The 21,711-nt window shown below is 42.9% G+C and carries 9 protein-coding genes; 2 read left to right on the top strand and 7 right to left on the bottom strand.

Annotation, left to right across the window (positions count from 1 at the left end; translation table 11 throughout):
- Nucleotides 1-44: 44 nt before the first annotated feature.
- The 7 genes from FPL27_RS09135 to FPL27_RS09105 all read right to left on the bottom strand — a co-directional run bounded on the left by FPL27_RS09135 (nt 45) and on the right by FPL27_RS09105 (nt 19,092).
- Nucleotides 45-5,114: a YDG domain-containing protein gene (locus FPL27_RS09135; protein ID WP_143960805.1), complete on the bottom strand. Its 5,070-nt coding sequence runs from the start codon at nt 5,112-5,114 to the stop codon at nt 45-47.
- An 858-nt stretch (nt 5,115-5,972) separates the two neighbouring features.
- Nucleotides 5,973-11,189, bottom strand: coding sequence for an MBG domain-containing protein (locus FPL27_RS09130; RefSeq protein WP_143960804.1), 5,217 nt, complete (start codon nt 11,187-11,189; stop codon nt 5,973-5,975).
- Nucleotides 11,190-11,627: 438 nt separating this feature from the next.
- Entirely contained in the window at nt 11,628-13,430 is a 1,803-nt protein-coding gene (locus tag FPL27_RS09125) for a hypothetical protein (protein ID WP_143960803.1), read from the bottom strand.
- A gap of 20 nt (nt 13,431-13,450) precedes the next feature.
- Nucleotides 13,451-15,883, bottom strand: coding sequence for a heavy metal translocating P-type ATPase (locus FPL27_RS09120; protein ID WP_143960802.1), 2,433 nt, complete (start codon nt 15,881-15,883; stop codon nt 13,451-13,453).
- A 2-nt stretch (nt 15,884-15,885) separates the two neighbouring features.
- Nucleotides 15,886-16,713, bottom strand: a complete 828-nt coding sequence (locus tag FPL27_RS09115; protein WP_143960801.1) for a hypothetical protein — start codon at nt 16,711-16,713, stop codon at nt 15,886-15,888.
- 129 nt (nt 16,714-16,842) lie between these two features.
- Complete coding sequence (locus FPL27_RS09110) at nt 16,843-17,553, bottom strand: Crp/Fnr family transcriptional regulator (RefSeq protein WP_143960800.1); 711 nt, start codon at nt 17,551-17,553, stop codon at nt 16,843-16,845.
- 138 nt (nt 17,554-17,691) lie between these two features.
- Nucleotides 17,692-19,092, bottom strand: a complete 1,401-nt coding sequence (locus FPL27_RS09105; RefSeq protein WP_143960799.1) for an MBL fold metallo-hydrolase RNA specificity domain-containing protein — start codon at nt 19,090-19,092, stop codon at nt 17,692-17,694.
- 179 nt (nt 19,093-19,271) lie between these two features.
- Between FPL27_RS09105 and ccoS the strand changes: the two genes are divergently transcribed.
- A complete protein-coding gene (gene ccoS, locus FPL27_RS09100; protein ID WP_143960798.1) occupies nt 19,272-19,472 on the top strand; it encodes a cbb3-type cytochrome oxidase assembly protein CcoS in 201 nt (66 codons plus the stop codon).
- 30 nt (nt 19,473-19,502) lie between these two features.
- Complete coding sequence (gene ccoN / locus FPL27_RS09095) at nt 19,503-21,710, top strand: cytochrome-c oxidase, cbb3-type subunit I (RefSeq protein WP_143960797.1); 2,208 nt, start codon at nt 19,503-19,505, stop codon at nt 21,708-21,710.
- The last annotated feature ends 1 nt before the right edge of the window (nt 21,711 follow it).

Raw genomic sequence — 21,711 nt, 5'->3', positions numbered from 1 at the left:
AAAATTAGGGCTGATAGGTAGACCTATCTGCCCTTTATTGTATTCTACTTTCTCAAAAGGTTCAGTGTACCCCTTCTGACGTCACCGTTGCGACCTCTTTCGATCACGAAGAAGTAAGCGCCAACCGGAAGGTCTCTACCCTGATGTTTACCATCCCAGTACTCGTTTGGATCCTGAGTCTGGAACACCTGTTTGCCTGATCTATCAAAGATGGTTATCCTCACATCTTTAACAGCTTTCAGTGCAGGAACTCCCCAAGTGTCATTCACCCCATCATTGTCCGGAGTGAAGGTGTTGAAGATTTCCAAGTCATTCAATCCCGTCACCTCGACCATTAGTGTGAAGGTTCTGCTGATTGTGTTGCCCATTCTGTCGATAGACTGAATTGAGATTTTATAGTCTACTTTGTCATGAACATTTGCAGTACTATTCCAAATTAATCTGCCACTTTGCACCTTGAAGAAGCTATTATCGGCTACTTCAGTGTTCATTGTGTATTCATGAACATCATCTGCTTCATCTACTGTATAAATATCTGCTACAGTAGCACCCGCAACGATTGACTTGGTAATCAATTCAGAACTGATTATGATATTGGTTGGTAGAGCTTTGTCTTCAACCAATACTGGAATTGTGATTGTACTGAAACTATTGCCACCTTCAATTACCTCACCTATTACCTCATAGTAACCCGGCATAAAGTGGTCATATCCATTTGCAAACCATTTTACTGTTAATGTTCTTGCAAACTTGTCTTGACTCAATTTCTCGAGCTTGTCTTGCAAAACTTCAAAAGAGGTGTTCCAATTAACAACCACCAGTTCGAAATCGTCTTCAGTTTGCGATGAATCCGCCTCTTCATCCTCAGCTCTGTAATTCACGTTACAGCTGCCAATAAATGAATCTGAGTTTGCCAAAAGAGCACTTACTGCATTTGCATTTACACAGATAGTTTTTCTATTGTTTGGATTTCCTGGAGGGACTTGACAAACTTGTACCTTATTGTTTCCATTTCCACAGGAAGCCTCTACAGAAATCACCTTAAATGTGGCGCTTGCTGCACAAACATTGTTGCTTGAAATTTCCACTGTATACTCCCTTACAAAATCACCAGAGGCATTTACCTGAAGTGTAGGTGTGGTGGTAGAAAGTGTTTTAGCACTTCCATTTTCAAAATAGGACCATTTATAAGATACACCGGCAAAGGAAGGTGTAATGGAGGAGGTCAAGGTAGTGCTTGACGGAAGCCCTAAAGAAGAAGCTGCACCTTCAAAGATCACCACATTGCCATTTCCGTTGGCAGCCACGCTTGAAGTTACTGTCGCATCCAGTACAGTGACTATGGCTGAGTTGGTAGTATTAGATCCTAAAAGATTACCAGAGCGAGGTATAAACTCGGCTTGGATATTATACTCACCCCCTGCATTTAAATTATGTAAAAAGGTGCCCTCAAATTTACCGTTTGTTACTTCCGTAGGTTCAACAAAACCAATCAGATTTCCACCGTTTTTAAACTCCACCCTTCCACCTGTATTATTAACCTCGAACAATACTGCGGAAGAAACTGTAGCAAGCAGTGTAATTTCCCCTTCGCAATCAGCTATTGCATCAGCTATACTAATGGAGGTTGGTGCAGGGTTAATGTCGGCCTGGGAAATAGCTGTGGCGTTCGCCATATAGTTGCCTGCATCCGATCCGGACTTGGATACATCAGCAGTCACTTCCTTGTCAGCACCCACATTCTTATCGTCAAACTCTCCGTTGTTCGAACTCACATCAACTTCGTCGCCTGAAACAAGGCCACTTGAGATAGAAGCTGTGGTAGAGGCATTGACATTGCCGTCATAAACCTTGTCATGGGCAGATATACCGATCACAAGAGTAGCTGGTGTAATATCAGCTATTGTTGAAGCGCTGGCGTTCGCCATATAGTTGCCTGCATCCGTTCCGGACTTGGCCACATCGGCGGTCACTTCCTTGTCAGTACCTACATTCTTGTCGTCAAACTCACCGTTGTTCGAGCTCACATCAACCTCATCGCCTGAAACAAGGCCGCTAGTAATGCTAGCAGAGGTAGTGGCTGTGACATTGCCGTCATAAACTTTATCTTCAGCAGATATACCGATCACAAGAGTAGCTGGTGTAATATCAGCTGTTGTTGAAGCGCTGGCGTTCGCCATATAGTTGCCTGCATCCGTTCCGGACTTGGCCACATCAGCGGTCACCTCCTTGTCAGTACCTACATTCTTATCGTCAAACTCACCGTTGTTCGAGCTCACGTCTACATCGTCACCAGAAATAAGACCGCTTGAGATAGAAGCTGTGGTAGAGGCAGTGACATTGCCATCATAAACTTTATCTTCAGCAGAGATGCCGATCACTAGTTGTGCAGGCGTAATATCGGCCTGGGCAATAGCTGTGGCGTTCGCAATATAGTTGCCTGCATCCGATCCGGACTTGGCCACATCAGCAGTCACTTCCTTGCCAGTGCCCACATTCTTGTCGTCAAACTCACCGTTGTTGGAGCTCACATCAACTTTGTCGCCTGAAACAAGACCGCTAGTAATGCTAGCAGAGGTAGTGGCTGTGACATTGCCGTCATAAACTTTATCTTCAACAGATATACCGATCACAAGAGTAGCTGGTGTAATATCAGCTGTTGTTGAAGCGCTGGCATTCGCCATATAGTTGCCTGCATCCGTTCCGGATTTGGCCACATCAGCGGTCACCTCCTTGTCAGTACCAACATTCTTGTCGTCAAACTCACCGTTGTTCGAACTCACGTCTACATTGTCACCAGAAATAAGACCGCTTGAGATAGAAGCTGTGGTAGAGGCAGTGACATTGCCATCATAAACTTTATCTTCAGCAGATATACCGATCACAAGAGTAGCTGGTGTAATATCGGCTTGGGCAATAGCTGTGGCGTTCGCAACATAGTTGCCAGCATCCGTTCCGGACTTGGATACATCAGCAGTCACTTCTTTGTCAGTTCCTACATTCTTGTCGTCAAACTCACCGTTGTTCGAGCTCACATCAACTTCATCGCCTGAAACAAGGCCACTTGAGATAGAAGCCGTGGTAGAGGCAGTGACATTGCCATCATAAACTTTATCTTCAGCAGATATTCCGATCACAAGAGTAGCTGGTGTAATGTCAGCTGTTGTTGAAGCGCTGGCATTCGCCATATAGTTGCCTGCATCCGTTCCGGATTTGGCCACATCAGCGGTCACCTCCTTGCCAGTGCCCACATTCTTATCGTCAAACTCACCGTTGTTCGAACTCACATCAACTTTGTCGCCTGAAACAAGACCGCTAGTAATGCTAGCAGAGGTAGTGGCTGTGACATTGCCGTCATAAACTTTATCTTCAGCAGATATACCGATCACAAGAGTAGCTGGTGTAATATCAGCTGTTGTTGAAGCGCTGGCGTTCGCCATATAGTTGCCTGCATCCGTTCCGGACTTGGCCACATCAGCGGTCACCTCCTTGTCAGTACCTACATTCTTATCGTCAAACTCACCGTTGTTCGAGCTCACGTCTACATCGTCACCAGAAATAAGACCGCTTGAGATAGAAGCTGTGGTAGAGGCAGTGACATTGCCATCATAAACTTTATCTTCAGCAGAGATGCCGATCACTAGTTGTGCAGGCGTAATATCGGCCTGGGCAATAGCTGTGGCGTTCGCAATATAGTTGCCAGCATCCGATCCGGACTTGGCCACATCAGCAGTCACTTCCTTGTCATTGCCCACATTCTTGTCGTCAAACTCACCGTTGTTGGAGCTCACGTCTACATCGTCACCAGAAATAAGACCGCTTGAGATAGAAGCTGTGGTAGAGGCAGTGACATTGCCGTCATAAACCTTGTCCTGGGCAGATATACCGATCACAAGGGTAGCAGGAGTAATGTCAGCAGTAGCAGTTCCAATGGTAGTAAGGGTGTAATTATCTGCATCATTTCCTGATAATACCATACCTGAAGGAGTGACTACTTTGTCATTATCAACGTTCTTGTCTGCAAAACCAGCTGTTCCGCCGATCAAAGCAACTTCATCACTGTCCAAAACTCCATTTAAGGTTCTTGTAAGTACTTCTGCCTCTGTAGTCCCGTCATAGGTTTTGTTTTCTACTGTAAAAGCCCCAAATACCTCTTTAGCATTTACAGTTAAAGTCGCAGTACCATCACTAGTGACTTCTCCGCAGTCATTTGCAACAACAACTCTATATTTATAACCAGACATAGCCACTGTAGGCTTAGTCAAGCTTAAAGTGGCAGCATTAACTCCAGAATAAATCCCTCCACTTGGAATGTTTTCAAAACCGTTTCCCGAGTCAACTTGCCATTGATGGGTTAGAGAACTTGTACTATTTGAAGAAACGATAAACTCCGTATTTGTTCCATATATAACAGTCTGACCTAGTACTGGTTCAATTGTTGGTTTTGGACATAATATATAATTTCCGGTAATTGTTCTAGCTTGGGATGGTGAATTATATCTAAAATCATATAGACTATTACCAGATTGTAAGGTTCCTTGAGAAACAACTACAGACGAAAGATTATATTTTTCATTATCATAAGTTATCGTTTCGGGATAAGAAAAAAACACATCATTGTTATTTCTTGAAGCAATAGTAAAAACAGTATTATCACTTCCAGTTATTGCTGTAGGCTGCCCAGTAGCCTGGGTATATTGATAGGAAACATTTGCTGATGCACCTGAAGGTAACCCACCTACTGAGAAGGTGACATTGCCATCCGTAAAAAACGTCTCTGCCACATACCCCGTCACATTTCCCGTAACCTCCAAATGAAAAGCCACACCCAAATGCCTCTCATCAATCGGAAACTCCAACATCCAGCTTCCGTCTTCACGGACCTGGATGTCGAAATCATTATGATGATCATAATGCGGTTCCTCATCAATATGGATCCGCACCGAAGTGTCCAGGGTCCACCCGGACCCCGTGATAATGGCGACCTCCCCTGGTGCATAGTCGTCCTTATCGGAGACTACCGTGGGTTCGCTGCCGACTGGATAGGCCGGCGTCTGTGCATGGGCAGCTGCTGCCCACCAGACACAGAAGAGAAAGAGTAAAATTCTTTTCATTGGATATAAAAATTAGGAATTTGTAGATTTTTTTTTGCCTTATAAAAAATGAGCCATATGAAAACCTGAAAAAATCACAGGATCTTTGTAATAAAAATATACTTTAAAATGCAATATGTAAAGACTAAAATGCTGTTTGAATAAATTTAACCGATTAATTAATTTTAATCGGTTAATATTACGACACAAAATAAAGATAAAAAAAGCCATAAATAGGTGAAAAAATTTAACTCTTAACAATTATATTCTTTTTCAAATAAAAAACAGAACTTTTACAATCCCTCAATTAATTTTCTAAATAAGGTCCTTTTTTCAATTGGCCCTAAAATTGTGGAGCTCAATCACTTGGTAGATTAGCGGGATTAGTGTCGACCTCCCACACCATCGTCCGTCCCGTAAGAAATTCAGCAGTTCCTTTGTATACTTTTCGGTAGTAATCGTTTAGAAACAATTAGCCAGACTGTTGAAGACCAGTTTCGTGTTAAAATAAACCAGGGACATGGGATTGGACAAATACAAGTAAAGGTGGTGCTGTTCCAGATTAGAATTCCGTTTACGATACTGAGGAAGCTGCTGTCCAGGCCATATTCATGCACATCATCTGCCTCATCTACGGTGCTCGGATCATGGAAAGGATTGAACAAAGGGTATAAACCCATACCATTTTCGGACCTTCTTCGGATTTAGATCGGTAGCCTTCTGGCAACCATGCGGGGGAATTGCTTTTTTATTGGGTTTTCTACTAATCCTGTCAGTTATTGTGGTTGCGTTTGCAAGAAGTTAGATTCTCCATATTAAACCTTTACCATCAGCAATTAAAGGGCAGATAGCCTTTGCCATCTGCCCTTTTTTGTCCTTCTACTTCCTCAACAAATTTAAGGTACCTCTCCTCATATCTCCATGCCCTGTTTCGATGACATAAAAGTAAGCACCTACCGGTAATGCTCTGCCCTGATGGGTTCCGTCCCACTGTACTTTTGCATCATCAGTTTGGAACACCTGCTTGCCACCTCGGTCAAAGATTGTGATACGGATGTTTTGGTAGGCTTTCAATTCCTCTACTCCCCAAGTGTCGTTTACCCCGTCATTGTCCGGTGTAAAGGTGTTGAAGATTTCGAGTTTATCCAGACCTGATTTTTCTGCATACAGCATGAAATTTCTGCTGATCATGTTGCCTACCCTATCGGTGGATTGGATGGCTACCTGATAGCTAATTCTGCTGTTTACACTTTCGGTGCTGTTCCAGATAAGTCTTCCGTTTGCGATGCTGAAGAAGCTGTTGTCCAACAAGCCGTTATCCAAAGCATACTCATGAACATCATCCGCCTCATCCACAGTGGTCAGATCCGCAATTGAAGATCCGGCTGTGATACCTTTAGCAATAACTTCACTGCTCAGGAGGATGTTAGTTGGAAGGGCTTTGTCCTCTACAAGTATCGGGATAATAATGGATCCAATATTTCTTGCATTGACGCTAATCACCTCACCGTTGATCTCATAGAATCCTGCAACAATTGGATCGTAGCCATTGCTGAACCACTTAATTTGAGCATTTTCGCCATTCATCAGCTCACTGCCGATTTTGTTCAAGCTAGTCTGCAGTTCTTCAAAGGAGGTCTTCCAAGAAACAGTTACCAAGTCGCCGAGCAGTTGGGTTGCATCTTCGAAACCAGGCTCTTCACCTTCTCTGTAGGAAACGTTGCAGCTTCCGATGAAGGAATCAGAATTGGCTAATAGTGCTTGTACTGCATTGGCATTAACGCAAATGGTTTTACGAGCATTTGGATTTCCAGGAGGCACTTGACACACCTGAACCTTATTGCCGCCATTGCCACAAGAGGCTTCCACTGAAATCACCTTGAAGGTGGCACTTGCAGCACAGACTCCGTTGTTGGAGATTTCCACATCATACTCCCTTACAAAGTCACCGGATGCATTTACTTTTAAAGTAGAACCATTATTCGTTACAGTCTTCCTGACCCCATTTTCTACATACCACCATTTATAGGACACATTGGCTAAAGAAGGTGTAAAGGATGCAGTTAAAGTGGTGCTGGAAGGCAAGCCAAATGAAGAAGCCGCCCCTTCGAATACTACAACATTTCCTTTTCCGTTTTCGGCTACGCTTGAGGTAACTGTGGCGTTGAGGACGTTTACTTCGGCAGAGTTAGTAGTAATAGAACCTTGAAGATTATTTGAGATCGGAATGTACTGTGCTGTTATATTATATACATTTCCGGCATCAAAACCATGATCAAAAGTACCCTTAAACACTCCATTTATCACTTCAGAAGGTTCTACATCCCCAATCAAATCGCCCCCCTTCCAAAACTCTACCTTGCCTCCAGTTTCATTAATTTCGAATTGGGCGGTGGAAGTAACAGTAGCGATCAGCCTTACCTTGCCTGCACAATCTGTGATGGCGTCTGCTAGAGTTATTGAGGTTAAAGCTTGGGTAACAGTTAAAGTTCCTTCATCATTGCTTACAGTATAATTGCCTAGCCTATCATCAGGATCCACCAATGTTCCAATTATGGGATAAATACCCACCGGTACATATTCTTCTTCACCGATACTACTCCTCAATACAGTAATTTGATCTCCCGCTACCACTCCAATCAAACTTCCTGTAAAATACGAATCTTCCAAACTTTCCCCGAAGCTCTTATTCTTGTCTGAATTACTGACCAACAGTGGTGCTTTAATCACTTCCAATTTCCCATCTACATATTGGACGTCATAATTTTCAAGACCTAAACCTTCTGCCCCACGGGCAACAATAATATAATTATCCCTTACTGGTGCTGTAGCTTGCGCGCCCAAACTTTCCAGCTTCACCCCCTGGATAAAATCTTCATTTACCAAAGCTCCTTCAGGAATAGTAAAAGCTGCAGTGCCAAGATCGAGCTCATCTCCATAAATTTTTACCCTGTCTGATGCGCTAATTGATATGGGTTTAGCTTCAACAGTCAAATTTCCATCATGATATTGAATCACATAGTTATCAAGGCCTTCTCCATAGGCCCCATTTGCTACAATAGAATAATTATCCCCTACTGTTGCTGTGACTAAAGCGCCCAAACTTTTCAGTTTCACCCCCTGGATAATATCTTCATTTACCAAAGCTCCTTCAGGAACAGTAAAAGCTGTAGTGCCAAGATCGAGCTCATCCCCATAGGTTTTCACCCTGTCTGACGCGCTAATTGATATGGGTTTGGCTTCAACAGTCAATTGGCCGTCAATATATTCAATCAAGTAATTTTCAACCCCTTCTCCAAAGGCTCCACTGGCTACAACAACATAATTATCCCCTACTGTTGCTGAGGCTAAGGCGCCCAAACTTTCCAACTTCACCCCCTGGATGATATCCTCATTTACCAAAGCTCCTTCAGTAACAATAAAAGCAAGAACTCCGAGATCAAGCTCATCACCATAGGTCTTTATCCGATCTTTAACTTTTAGGGCTATGGGCTTGGCGGCTACAGAAAATTTCCCCTCTAGATACTGTATATCATAATTTTCCAACCCTTCGCCCTGTGCGGCACTGGCTAAAATAGGATAAACCACTCCTTCTGGGGTAACGCTTGATGTAACATCCATTCCTAAGCTAAAAATAGAAACAGAGTGTACCCTATCATCATTTACCAGGCCTTCCACAAGATAATCGGAATCAGAAAAATTGAAAGCATCCCCATAGATTTTGTCTTGGTCTTTGGCCCTAATTAATAAACCAGCTTTTTCCACTACCAATACTCCACCTCCCTCCAAATCAGACGAGCTGTCGGAAATCATACCCGACCCGCTATAAATAGCCAATAGCTGATAGCTTCCAACTTTTAAATGGGAGGGGTCAAATTCCAATGTTGCTACTCCTTCACTAACCTTTTCGGATGTCCCGATCTTGATTTCATCCATAAAAAAATCCACAAAACCTTCCTCAATAGGAGTCGAATCATCATTTTCCCTTTCCACCTTGGCAGAGAGGATAATGCTTTCGGTACCATAAATTACAGGCTCTGGGTTTTCAACGGTAATCTTTGTAGCTACCTGCCCGCTTCCAACTGCAAAGCTGCTAAAGGAAGTCAGCCCTGTGGCTTGAATGCTGTTGGGCGATTTTGTACCGACTCCTGGATATGACCACGAGGATCCGTTGTGTTTACCCACCATGAAATTATTGTAGTTGAAAGCCTCACTCATATCGGCTGGTAAAAAAGCCAGCGAAAGATTAAAATTTTTAAACCCAACTGCGTCATTCTCGAATTCCCAATGGCGGTTAAGTATCGGCTCAAAACCCAGATCAGAAACATAGGGATGAGGCCCATCTTTGGATTTTCCTAAAATGGTTCCAGATCCTGATAACTCTTGAAATTCAAGAAATGATGGCGTAAAACCCAAAGCGGTGCCGATTGGGAAGTCATACTGTTGTTTAGCTGGTGTAATTTGCCTTCTTAAATTTCCACTTATATAGGATAAAGCAGACCCGCCTCCTATTTCACCATTACCATTCACCCTTACTTCATGCATTCCAGTGATTATCTTTCCCCGTTTAAGGTCCAGTAATCCATTGATGGAAATATTGTTACTCCCTAGCTCTAAGTCACCATCCTCCTTATCAATAATCAGATTGTTAAATGTAGTGGCCCTACCTGTTATCGTTTGCATACTTGAATTTCCACTGAAGGCAACCGTTGATGATTCTTGGTAAAAAATTCCATTATTCACAAAATTTCCTTTCAGAATCAAATTGTGATTCCCTGCCCGAATGGAGTAGTTAAGGCCAATAAAAAATCTTCCACGCACAGTGGTCGTACCGGTAAGATATTTATTCCCCGACCCTGTCAACTCCAAATTACCATAAGAAATAGCCCCAATATTTTGAGTTCCTGTGGCATATTGAACCGTGCTGTTTTTATCAATAATTACAGTGGGGAATGAATTAGACCAATGTCCCGAAAGTCTTAGTCTCGCTCCATCTTTGAGATGAAAAACCTTTCCTGGTTGACCTGACATAGATGTATTGTTTTCTAAATAAAAAGTACCTTTTTCAATAATGATATTTCCTTTAACCTTTTCAGGAGTAATATGGTCTTTCACATTCACAGTTGAATTACTTGTGATTATGACATTTCCATAAACATATCCGCCATCTAGCCTCAAAAGTTGAGCTTGAGATCCGGTATACAAAACATGACTATTTTCTGTTGCAAAAAACTTACTGTCCCCAGTACCAGTCCTGATGAAATTTCCAGTGACATCTAGCACCCCATCATCCCCTAATTCCAATTCCGACCATCCTCTGATGAATGCGTTTGAGTAATGGGAATCAATACGGAAAACATTAGTATTCACCCTCCCTGCAAGTAGGTAAACTTTAGAAAAGCCATTATTAAGAGTATTGACATTTACCTGCGTTGTGGTCAAAGTTCCTCCGTTAACATGAAGTTCGCATCTCCGTAAAGCAGAAACACTACTTGCAAGTGTCACCCACTCCGCTGCGCTTAAATGATAACCATTGAGGTCAAGTTTAGTGCTTCCTTCAACATTTCCGGATATGGTTACCCGCAAGGCAGCAGCATCTTCAGACAAAGTTACCGAATGCCCATTCAAAATAGTTGCTACATCTTTGGCACCAGGATAGCCTAATCCTTCAACATCATTTCCAGGATGTCCCCATGTCTCACCTTTATTCCATGGTCCTGATTTGACAGTAGAAAAAGAGGCGTCAGTAAAATGAACGTCCGCCATACCACCCATATCCCCCCTTGCATCAATAAATAAAGCCTTGCCTAAATGGTGCTCCTGAGTTATGAATTCCTTTGAAATCAGACTCCCCTCATTGTCCGCTATTATTGTTATGTTCACATTTGGAAGATCGGTTGGGACCTCCTTAATAGAGAGATCCACTTTTTCACCAGGTTGCCAGCCGCTTCCAGTTATTAATACCGTATCTCCAGGCATATAATCTGGTTTTTCTGTCTCAATTGTTTGGGCTGAAATACCCAAGCTGGTTAGCGTGAACCCCAACCAAAGCAGCAGGAATTGCTTTTTTTTAAAAGTTTTAAAATTTTTAGTCATTTGAGCTAAGTAAAAAAATAATATAATACCTTACGAATGGAACAGGTTGCTCCACCTACAATCGAAAGAACTTCTAATCCCCAGTAGACATACATTCTCTTATGGACGCATAGCTTTATCCTGAAGGAATCAACCTCTAAGACAACGCATGCATCCCAGAAAATGAACTACTGGAGGCCATACTACATGGAGGAATTATTCCTCATCGTTCAAAAATTAAAATCGGTAATGGAAAGGATAAGGTTAGTACTCTATAAAAAAGTGAATTCACTCTCAAATATAAAATTAGATAAATAAAAATAAAACTATAATAAAGAAAAATTACTTATATTAAACGACTAAAAAATTTTACACGGCTTTATAACCTGATATAGGTGTTTATTTAGGTGTCAGTAAATAAACCACTAGGTTTTTTTGACCTAGTGGTATCGAAATCATTTAGATAACTTCATTCAGTTCTAAGCTATCTATCTTTTTAACTAATTCCTCAAACGCTTCGAAAAGAGCTTCCTTATCCCATCCTAAACCTTCTTCCACCCGAGAAAGCAGGTTAAGATAATAAGCAATCCCTTTCTGAAGATTTTTTTCAAAATCAGCAAAATATCTTGACTGCTTGGGGGTAATGGGCACTTCCAATTCACTGATTTTGTCCTTTAGATAGTTGACATACAACGCCAGCTCCTTTACAAAAATAAATGGCCTATCCTCCCGACCAATAATATTCTTCCTTCCATAAACATGGTCTACCATTTCTAGCAAAGTTCTTTTCCCCGAATAGTACGCCATATTCGGCCCCGGACATACCGCAATAGTTGGCCCCTCTTTCTTGGTTTCCATACCTTTTTCTAGCAAGGCCGCCGTACCTAATGCCTTGCAGATACAGGCTTTATCAGTGATCCTATCATAAGCATTTTGGTATTGAACAGGTTCAAGTCCCTTTTCATCAAGTTGCTTTATCTTAAGCTGCTGATATTGGCGAGAAGCTGTACAGATGACTTTTTCGGTAAATTCTGTATCTAATGAGGCGTATTTTTTTGGACAAGAGCTACCTGGCCTTCCTTTGTCAATTAATCTTTGTTTTTCAATGTCTTCAGTATTGCCCTTTATGTTATTAAATGGCACACCCAATGGAGATATATTGCTCAAGTAAAGGTCGTCCTCCTTGGCATTGCTCAGCAATTCCATGGTCGGTTCGTCTATACTCACTGCATCGGGAACCAAAAGGAAAGGCGTGCCCCATCCTATTGAATCTAAGTCATATTCTTTCATCAAAAATTCATGCTCCTGCGAAGTCCCAACCCCACCTTGAGCAGTCACCTTTAGGGAAAGCTTATTGGCAGGAATACTCCTACCCTGTTTCTTCCAAGCCTGGGTCAAAAGATCCCAGGTGGCATCTATCAATTCTTCTCGCTTGGTCTTAAACTCTTCAAGGATAGGCCCCATCAAGTATCCATCTGTCGCAAAGGCGTGCCCTCCACAGTTTAGTCCAGATTCGATCCTATATTCAGAAACCCAAATCCCTTTTTTTGCCAAAAACTTCCCTTGAATCATCGCAGATCGGAAATCACTTACTTTTAAGGTCACCTTCTTTTTCAAGTACCCTTCTGTGTTTGGAAAGAAATCCTCAAACTTTTCGATGTAACTATAAAGTCGCGGATTCATTCCTGCGGACAAAATGATGCTACTGTTTTCCAACCTACTTTGAGCATATCCTCTCAAGGCCGCATGCGCATCGTTATACTCAACGGGCAACTTTTCATCCTTGATGTAATTGTCCTTGTCAAGTTTGGTCATGATGTTCACATCAATGCTTCCCTTGGTCAGCTGCTGTTTGGCCCAATCCCAAACATGCTTTTCCATCTTACCCTTGCTTTCCATGAGCTGCTTAAATTGCTCTTGAAACGAAGCGGGAAGCATGCGAAGGTATTTCTCACATTCTCCCTCCTGTTTTTCAAAGGAATCCTTAATCTCTTGAAATTTACGGTCCACCAACTCATCCACCAGGTTAAGGTAAGCGGTGATCCTTTTGGCCCTGAAGTCATCTACTTTTTTGGTAATGGCCTCAAAAGGCATTTTCATCTTGTCGCTATAAAACTCCCTCATCCTCTCGATTAACATGTCATCTACTAGCGACATGGCCGAGGAGATCCCATAAGGAGCCACTCGGATGGGAGTGTCGATAGTAAATCCAATGCCCATCACAGGAATGTGGAAAGTATGTTTGAATGTGTTATTACTCATAATTGAATAAAGGTTAATAATTAAGCGGTTTGTGGTATTGCTGTTGCTTGCCAATCCTGTGCGATTGGTTTTGCTTTTGGTTTTTCCAGTTTGGAAGCCCACCAATGAATCCCCAAGGTCACGAAACCTACGATAGTCACTGAACTCAGAGGCATCAAGATGGCACATACGATCGGGCTTAACTGTGCCGTAACAGCGAAACTAAGCCCTATTATATTATATAGGAATGAAAGGACAAACGCAATCTTGATCACCTTCATGCTTCCCTTGGCAAGATCCATGGCATTCTGAAGTTTTGGAAAACTCTTGGCGTCCATGATCACGTCGCAGGCAGGGCTGAAATGGTAGATATCATCACTTACACTTATTCCCAACTGGCTTTCCTGAAGCGCTCCGGCATCATTTAGCCCGTCTCCGATCATGATTACTTTCTTTCCTTGAGATTTGAGATTTCTGATATACTCAAGCTTCTCCATCGGCTGCTGGTTAAACTCCAGGCTGTCAAAAAACGGTGCCAGCGTTTCTCTCTCCTGGTCATTGTCCCCACTGAGCAGGTGAAGGTTGATGCCGGCTCTTCTCAATTTTTCCAACTGAATTAACAAGCCCTCCCTGTATTGAGGGATAAATTCAAAATACCCCTTATTTTCTCCCTTGATAGAAATGTACACACGGGTTTGATTGCCGTCGGGCTTTTCAACACCCACCCATTTGGCGGAGCCTATTTTAATGTCTAACTCGCCTACATTTGCTTTGAGCCCTGCTCCACTAGTTTCCTCAAAACCTTCAACTTTTACCAGTTCATGATCGTCCAAGTGATTGTTTATCATTTGACTGAGGGGATGTGTGGAGTTTCGGACAATGGATTTTACCAAGGTTTTTTCTCTATCGGAAAGATGCCCTACAAAAGATAGCTTGCCTTTAGACTTTTGGGTGATAGTTCCCGTTTTGTCCAAAACTACCGTATCAGCAGTGGCCAGAGCCTCCACCGAATCGGAGCTTTTCATATAAAACCCCCACTTGCCCAGCACCCTCAATACGTTTCCAAATGAAAAAGGAATCACCAAGGCCAACGCACATGGACAAGCCACAATCAATACAGCCGTCACCGTATTCCAAATTTTGGACGGATCGGCGAAGTACCAATAGCCTGCAGTGATAATGGAAAGGATGATGATGAAATATGTAAATCTCTTGCTAAGTGAAGTAACCACTTCCGTAAGCTGGAACTGATTCTTCTTTTTAAACACTTCCTGATTCCAAAGTTGTGTCAAGTAACTGCTTTCCACCGGCTTTTGGATTTCTACTTCAATCATGCCACCAGTCTGTCTTCCTCCCGCATACATGAAGTCTCCACTGTTTTTGCTAACTGGATCAGATTCCCCGGTCACGAAGGCATAATCAATTTTGCCCTCTCCTTTGATCATGATGGCATCAGCAGGGATTAGCTCTTGGTTTCGGATCAATATACGGTCTCCGACCTGAAGGTCTTTCAACAAAACGGTTTCTTCTTTGCCTTCCTTCATTACCGTGGCCGCTACAGGGAAATAGCTGTTGTAATCCCGCTCAAAACCCAAGGCCTCATAAGTTTTGCTTTGGTACCATCTTCCGATCAGTAGGAAAAACACCAACCCTGAAAGGCTGTCCATATACCCAGCCCCGGTTAGGGTGATCATTTCGTAAGCACTTCTACCAAAAATTGTCAATATCCCCAAAGCAATGGTCAGATCCAGATTCAAGTATTTATATTTCAGCCCGTTCCATGCGGATTTATAAAAATCCGAAGAGGAATAAAACACCACTGGCAAGACTAGGATTAAGTTTAAAAATGTGAAGAAAACCTGATATTCAGGATCCACCAGGTTTTTGGTATCTAAGTATTCGGGAAGGCTTAGCATCATGATATTGCCAAAGCAGAAGCCCGCGATACCAATTTTATAATAAAAACTTCTGTCAGTCTTGACCTCTTTTTCTTTTTTGTTCAAACTGATATCCGGAGCATAGCCCAGTTTGCTCATCAGCTCTACAAGCTGCCTCATAGACAGTACCTCATTTTGCCAGGTGATGGCAACTTCTTTTTTAGTGAAATTAACAGTAGCCTGTCTAATTCCACTATTTAAGATATGTAGATTTTCCAACAACCAAATGCAGGAACTGCAGTGGACCGCTGGAATATAAAAGGTAGCCTTGCTAATTTTCCCATCGGAAAATGAAAAAAGGGATTGAATCACTTCTTCATTGTCAAGAAAAGCCCAACGGTTGCCATGTTCCTCAACTCTTTTGGAACCTGGCGTGTTCTCGATTTCATAGTAATCAGCCATATCACTGCCTTGTAAAAGATCGTACACGGCAAAGCAGCCTTGGCAGCAAAATTCCCGTTCATCAGCCAAAATCGAGGCTTCCTTACAATCCTCCCCACAGTGATAACATGTGCTTTTCACCTTCACTTCTTCCATTTTCAACCTTGTTGTGTTTGGGTGTAAAGCTTGAATGGTACAATGGAATCCTCACTATTGAGCAGATTACCCAACACGGTAAGGTTTTCTGGCGAAGGGTTATTTACTACCATCAGGGTATTGGAATTCAACCCAACCGCTGAATAAATGGTATGCTCAGTATCGTGGCTAAGCTTATGCAAAGCCAGATTTTGAAAATGTTGTTTGAGATATTCTATGAAGAGCTTTTCCTCCATCGCTGAAGGACCTTCTTCACAATAGGTGGTCAGTACTGTTACAGGAAGGTTTTGCCCTAACTCCGACAAAAGATAACTAAACTGCTTGATTCCATGCATGGCTCGGGAAGTCCCATCAAAAGTCATTACCACCTGCTCAATATCCATCGTGTTGGCTGGAATCACCAATACAGGACAACCGGAACTCGCAAGCAGATTCCTAAATGGAACAAGCTCACCATCTTCATTGCCCACCTGGCCACGGTATGTTTCCTGGTTGATGATCATCAAGTCAGCATAGTGGGTCTCCCGCATCAGATCAGCAGACGAGCAGCCTTCCTCCTTATGAATGGTGTATTTGCTGTGTGATCTTTTGCAATTTTCTCCTAGATATCGGTACCAGGATTTTCTGGCCTCATTTTCCTTTTTCTGTCTGCAGGCATCTTTATCGCATTTTCCTGATTGACAAGGCGGGATTTCGCTCACACCGATCAAGTCATTGACCACCGCTCCCACAAAAAGCACCTGCTTTCTGGGAATCAGTTTAAAAATAAAGTCAATTTCTTTGTGATCAAGTTTCCCCCAAAATCCAATGATGATTTTTATCCGGTCCATTAGTTCTCCCTATTTTCGCTACCTCGGAACCGTAATCACGGTACCATTAGCAAATGTCAGGATAAGCTGTAACCTATTATATGATGGTCATCAAAGAAAAAACTGATTTATGTCAGGTAATTCGGGAGGTTAAAACAGTCCGGCTGCCCTTACAAGACCTTTTACATCGTCTACCTTTATCTTTCGACCTTTGGTGCTGATGTAATTTTCCTCTTTAAAATCGTGAAGCAGGCGAATTAAAGTTTCGGTGGCAGTCCCTACAATGTTGGCCAAATCCTCCCTGGTAAGATTGATCTCAACGGGTTCTTTGTCTCCATCGATGCCATAAGTGTCCTTTAGCATCAGCAATGTGATGGCTAAACGTTCACGCACGGATTTCTGGGCAAGGTTGGTGAGTTTTTCGGACATCACTCCAATCTCCTGGCAAACAGCCTGCAAAAGCTTTTTGTTGAAATTTGGATTGTCAGATAATAAGGTTAAAAAATCGCTTTTCGGTACAAAACAAATGGTGCAATCTTCCAAAGTCTCCGCAGTCACCGGATAAGTTTCCTCTCCGATCATGGCTTTGTAGCCAAGTACATCGCCTTCTTTGGAGATCTTCATGATTTGCTCTTTGCCATCTGCTCCTAATCTATAAACTTTTGCTTTTCCTTTATTGATGCAGAAAACACCAAGAGGTCTTGTTCCCTCATGGAAAAGCACTTGACCTTTTTTATAGTTGGTGCAGGATTTTGCGTCAGAAACTTGTGCTACTTCATGTGCGCAAAGAACACCGAACAAGGAGCTTCCTCTACTTTTGCAATCTGCACAGCTGATTTGTGGCGCTTTGTTAAAACTCATAATGGCAGTAGTATCTTCAATTCGACAAATGTATTACTTATTAGAGTTAAATACTATTTTATCTTTTATTTAAGATTTAACTCCAACCTAATCCTTCACCTCAAGTGAATTTCTAAATTTAAATATAATTAATTTAGTTCAAATCCCCTTAAATAATTCAAAGGACTCTAAATAATCCGGCACAACTGTTTGCCAGCCCAGCTCCTCGTTGATTTTGTCCGCCAAAGCTTGGGCGGGCTCCTCCTCCCCATGGATCAGAAAGGTCATCTTAGGTTTGTTGGTAAATCCTTCCAACCATTCTAGCAGTTCGGTCTGATCCGCATGAGCAGAAAGGCCCTCCACGTAATGTATTTTAGCCTTGACTTGAACATCAATCCCATACATCCTCACAGTTGATTCCCCGTTTAGTAATCTTCGGCCCCGAGTACCTTCAGCCTGATATCCAACAAATATCACACTGTCTTGCTCATTCGGAAGTCTATTGTAGAGGTGGTGCAAAATCCTACCACCAGTAGCCATCCCACTTGCCGAAATGATGATTGCATCACCCTTGATATGATTCAGGGTTAAAGAAGCTTCTTGGCTAGTATAATAATGAAGGTTTTTATGCTGAAAAGGATTGGCTCCTAGCTCATCAAAAAAAGGCCCAAGTTTATGATACTGGGGAAAATCAACATATAGTTTCGTCACATCAATAGCCATAGGGCTGTCAATATAAATGGGAATCTGGGGAATTTTCCCCTTCTTTTGGAGCCTATGCAAATAATAGAGCACCATTTGCGACCTCCCCACTGCAAAAGCCGGAATCAAGGCCACTCCTTTGTTTCGGAATGTTTCCCTTATCGCCTGTCCAAGTTGGTCCTCTGCTTTGGAGCTTATGCTCGTCCGGTTTCCATAGGTAGACTCCAAGAAAAGCACATCGGCATGGGGAAGCGTGACGGGAGGAAACATGACCGGATCAAGAAAACGGCCTAGGTCACCAGAAAAGACTATTTTCTTCTCCTGATTTTCTCCTTTTAATCGAAGTTTGAATATCGCCGCCCCTAATATATGTCCCGCGTTGAAGGCTTTGAGAATAACATTTTCTGCGAGTTTGGTTTCCTTTTCAAAAGGAACCGGCTGAAACAACGTAAAAACCCGTTCCGCATCCTCAATAGTAAATAAGGGCTCTGGCTTTTCGTGACGGGAAAAGCCTTTTTTTCTGGCATAATCTGCTTCCTCCTCTTGTAGCTTCCCCGCATCTTTAAGCAAAATTTTAGCCACCGCAATTGTAGCATCAGTAGCATAGATTGGACCGGAAAAGCCCCCTTTTACGAGTTTTGGCAAGTAGCCGCTGTGGTCAATATGGGCATGGGTCAGCAATACCATATCGATTGTACTTGGATCCACCGGAAATTCATCCCAGTTACGCTCCCTGAGTTCCTTCAGTCCTTGAAACAGACCACAGTCGACCAAGATCCTCAATTCGTCAATCTCCAAAAGATACCTGGAACCTGTCACAGACTTGGCCCCACCCAAAAATTTAACTCTTACGTCCATAAATAAATGTTCAAATTTTAAGCTTTCCCCAAAAATGGATTGGCAACATTATATGTACTGCAAAGGAAGTTAACTATTATTTTTTAAAACCTGATAAAAGTCATATTTCTCTCTGATGACCATCATAATAAAACTTTACATCTTCCTTCAAATTTGCATGACTGATAAATCTAAAAATCATGAGTGCACTATTTGTTCTGATAATCATAAGTATAATGGTCGCCTTCGGGTTTCTGTTTGCTTTTTTCTGGGCCACGGGCAGCGGGCAGTTTGAAGACGACTACACCCCCGCGGTGCGAATGCTTTTCGACGACAAGGCACCAGCCTCTAAAGACAAGGCCTCATCTTTCAGCAAACCATCATCAAACACTAAAAAATAGAAACATTTTACCATCAATAATTTAATCTCTATGAGCACGGAAGCTGCAATTCTAGAAAGGCCAAACAGTGACCGGCAATCCAGCCTGGGACTGGATCGCTTTTCATACGACAATGAAATTGTCAAAATGTTTGCCGTCGCCACCATGGTATGGGGCGTGGTAGGCATGTTGGTAGGGCTCCTGGCGGCCTTACAATTGGTATTTCCCACCATGAACTTCAACACCGAGTTTACCACCTTTGGAAGGATCAGGCCACTGCACACCAATGCGGTGATCTTCGCCTTTGTGGGCAACGGTATTTTTACAGGGGTGTACTATTCACTCCAAAGGCTCTGTAAGGCCAGAATGTACAACGACATGCTCAGCCGTATCAATTTCTGGGGCTGGCAGTTGATTATCCTTTCTGCAGTGATCACCCTTCCGTTGGGCTTTACCACATCAAAGGAATATGCAGAATTGGAATGGCCTATCGATATCGCCATTACACTGATATGGGTGGTATTTGGATGGAACATGTTTGCCACCATCATCAAAAGAAGAACCAGACACCTTTATGTAGCCATTTGGTTCTACATAGGCACATTTGTAACGGTAGCGGTTTTGCACGTGGTTAACTCTTTCGAGCTACCGATCAGCTTCATGAAAAGCTACAGCTTTTACGCTGGTGTTCAGGATGCTCTAGTGCAGTGGTGGTATGGCCACAATGCGGTTGCATTCTTCCTTACCACTCCTTACTTGGGCTTGATGTATTACTTTGTACCAAAAGCCGCTAACAGACCGGTTTATTCTTATAAACTTTCCATCATCCACTTCTGGGCCCTGATCTTCCTTTATATCTGGGCTGGTCCTCACCACTTGCTTTACAATGCTCTACCTGACTGGGCTCAGTCTTTAGGGGTGGTATTCAGTATCATGCTATTGGCTCCAAGCTGGGGCGGTATGCTTAACGGACTCTTGACCCTGAGAGGGGCGTGGGACCGAGTGAGAGAAGACGCAGTCTTGAAATTCATGGTAGTGGCTATCACTGCTTACGGTATGGCCACCTTTGAAGGACCTATGCTTTCATTGAAAAACGTAAATGCCATTTCCCACTTTACTGACTGGACAGTGGCTCACGTACACATCGGCGGATTGGGCTGGAACGGCATGTTGACTTTCGGTATGTTGTATTGGCTTTTCCCAAAACTATACAGAACCGAGATTTATTCTAAAAAACTTGCCAACACCCACTTCTGGTTGGCCACTCTCGGGATCTTGTTCTATGCCCTTCCACTTTACTGGGCCGGTTTTACTCAGTCCCTAATGTGGAAAGAGTTTACCCAAGAAGGACTTTTGGCTTACCCTAACTTCCTGGAAACTGTAACTCAACTTAAGCCAATGTATGCGCTTAGAGCTGGAGGTGGAGCAATCTACATCATCGGTGCTTTGATCATGGGTTACAACTTATACAAGACCGCCAAGAAAGGATCATTCCTGAAAAACGAAGAAGCAGAGGCAGCGCCATTGAGCGATACTTATGTGAAGCACAAAGGTGAGCACTGGCACAGATGGATCGAAAGAAGACCTGTTCAATTGCTAGTAGGTTCTTTGATCGTAATCATGATTGGCGGTGCGGTTGAGATGGTACCAACATTCCTGATCGACTCCAACATTCCTACAATTGAAAGTGTGAAACCTTATACTTCTTTGGAACTACACGGTCGTGACATTTATATCAAAGAAGGATGTAACAACTGCCACTCCCAGATGGTAAGGCCATTCCGAAGCGAAACCGAACGCTACGGTGAATACGCTAAAGCTGGGGAGTTCGTATATGACCACCCATTCCTTTGGGGATCCAAACGTACCGGACCTGACCTGTTGAGGCTGGGCGGTAAGTACCCCGACAGCTGGCACTACCACCACATGCTGGATCCGGAGTCAATGTCTCCTGGCTCGATCATGCCAAGCTACCCATGGTTGTTTGAAAAAGATATCGAGGTGGAAACTACCGAGGCCAAAATCAATGTGATGAGAAGATTGGGTGTACCATACCCTGAAGGTTATGAAAACCAAGCTGTATCTGACATGTACATACAGGCTGATGAAATCACTGCCAATCTTGCCAAAAGCGGCATCGAGGTGAAAAACGACAGGGAAATCATAGCCCTGATTGCTTACATGCAGCGCTTGGGTACTGACATAAATCCTGAAGGCAAAGAGGCTAAACCTTACCACATCCAACCAGATAAAAAATAAG

The organism is Litoribacter populi, assembly GCF_007483685.1.
GTDB lineage: Bacteria > Bacteroidota > Bacteroidia > Cytophagales > Cyclobacteriaceae > Litoribacter > Litoribacter populi.
The sequence above is the reverse complement of the archived record's forward strand: the minus strand, read 5'-3'. Positions and strand labels throughout refer to the sequence as shown.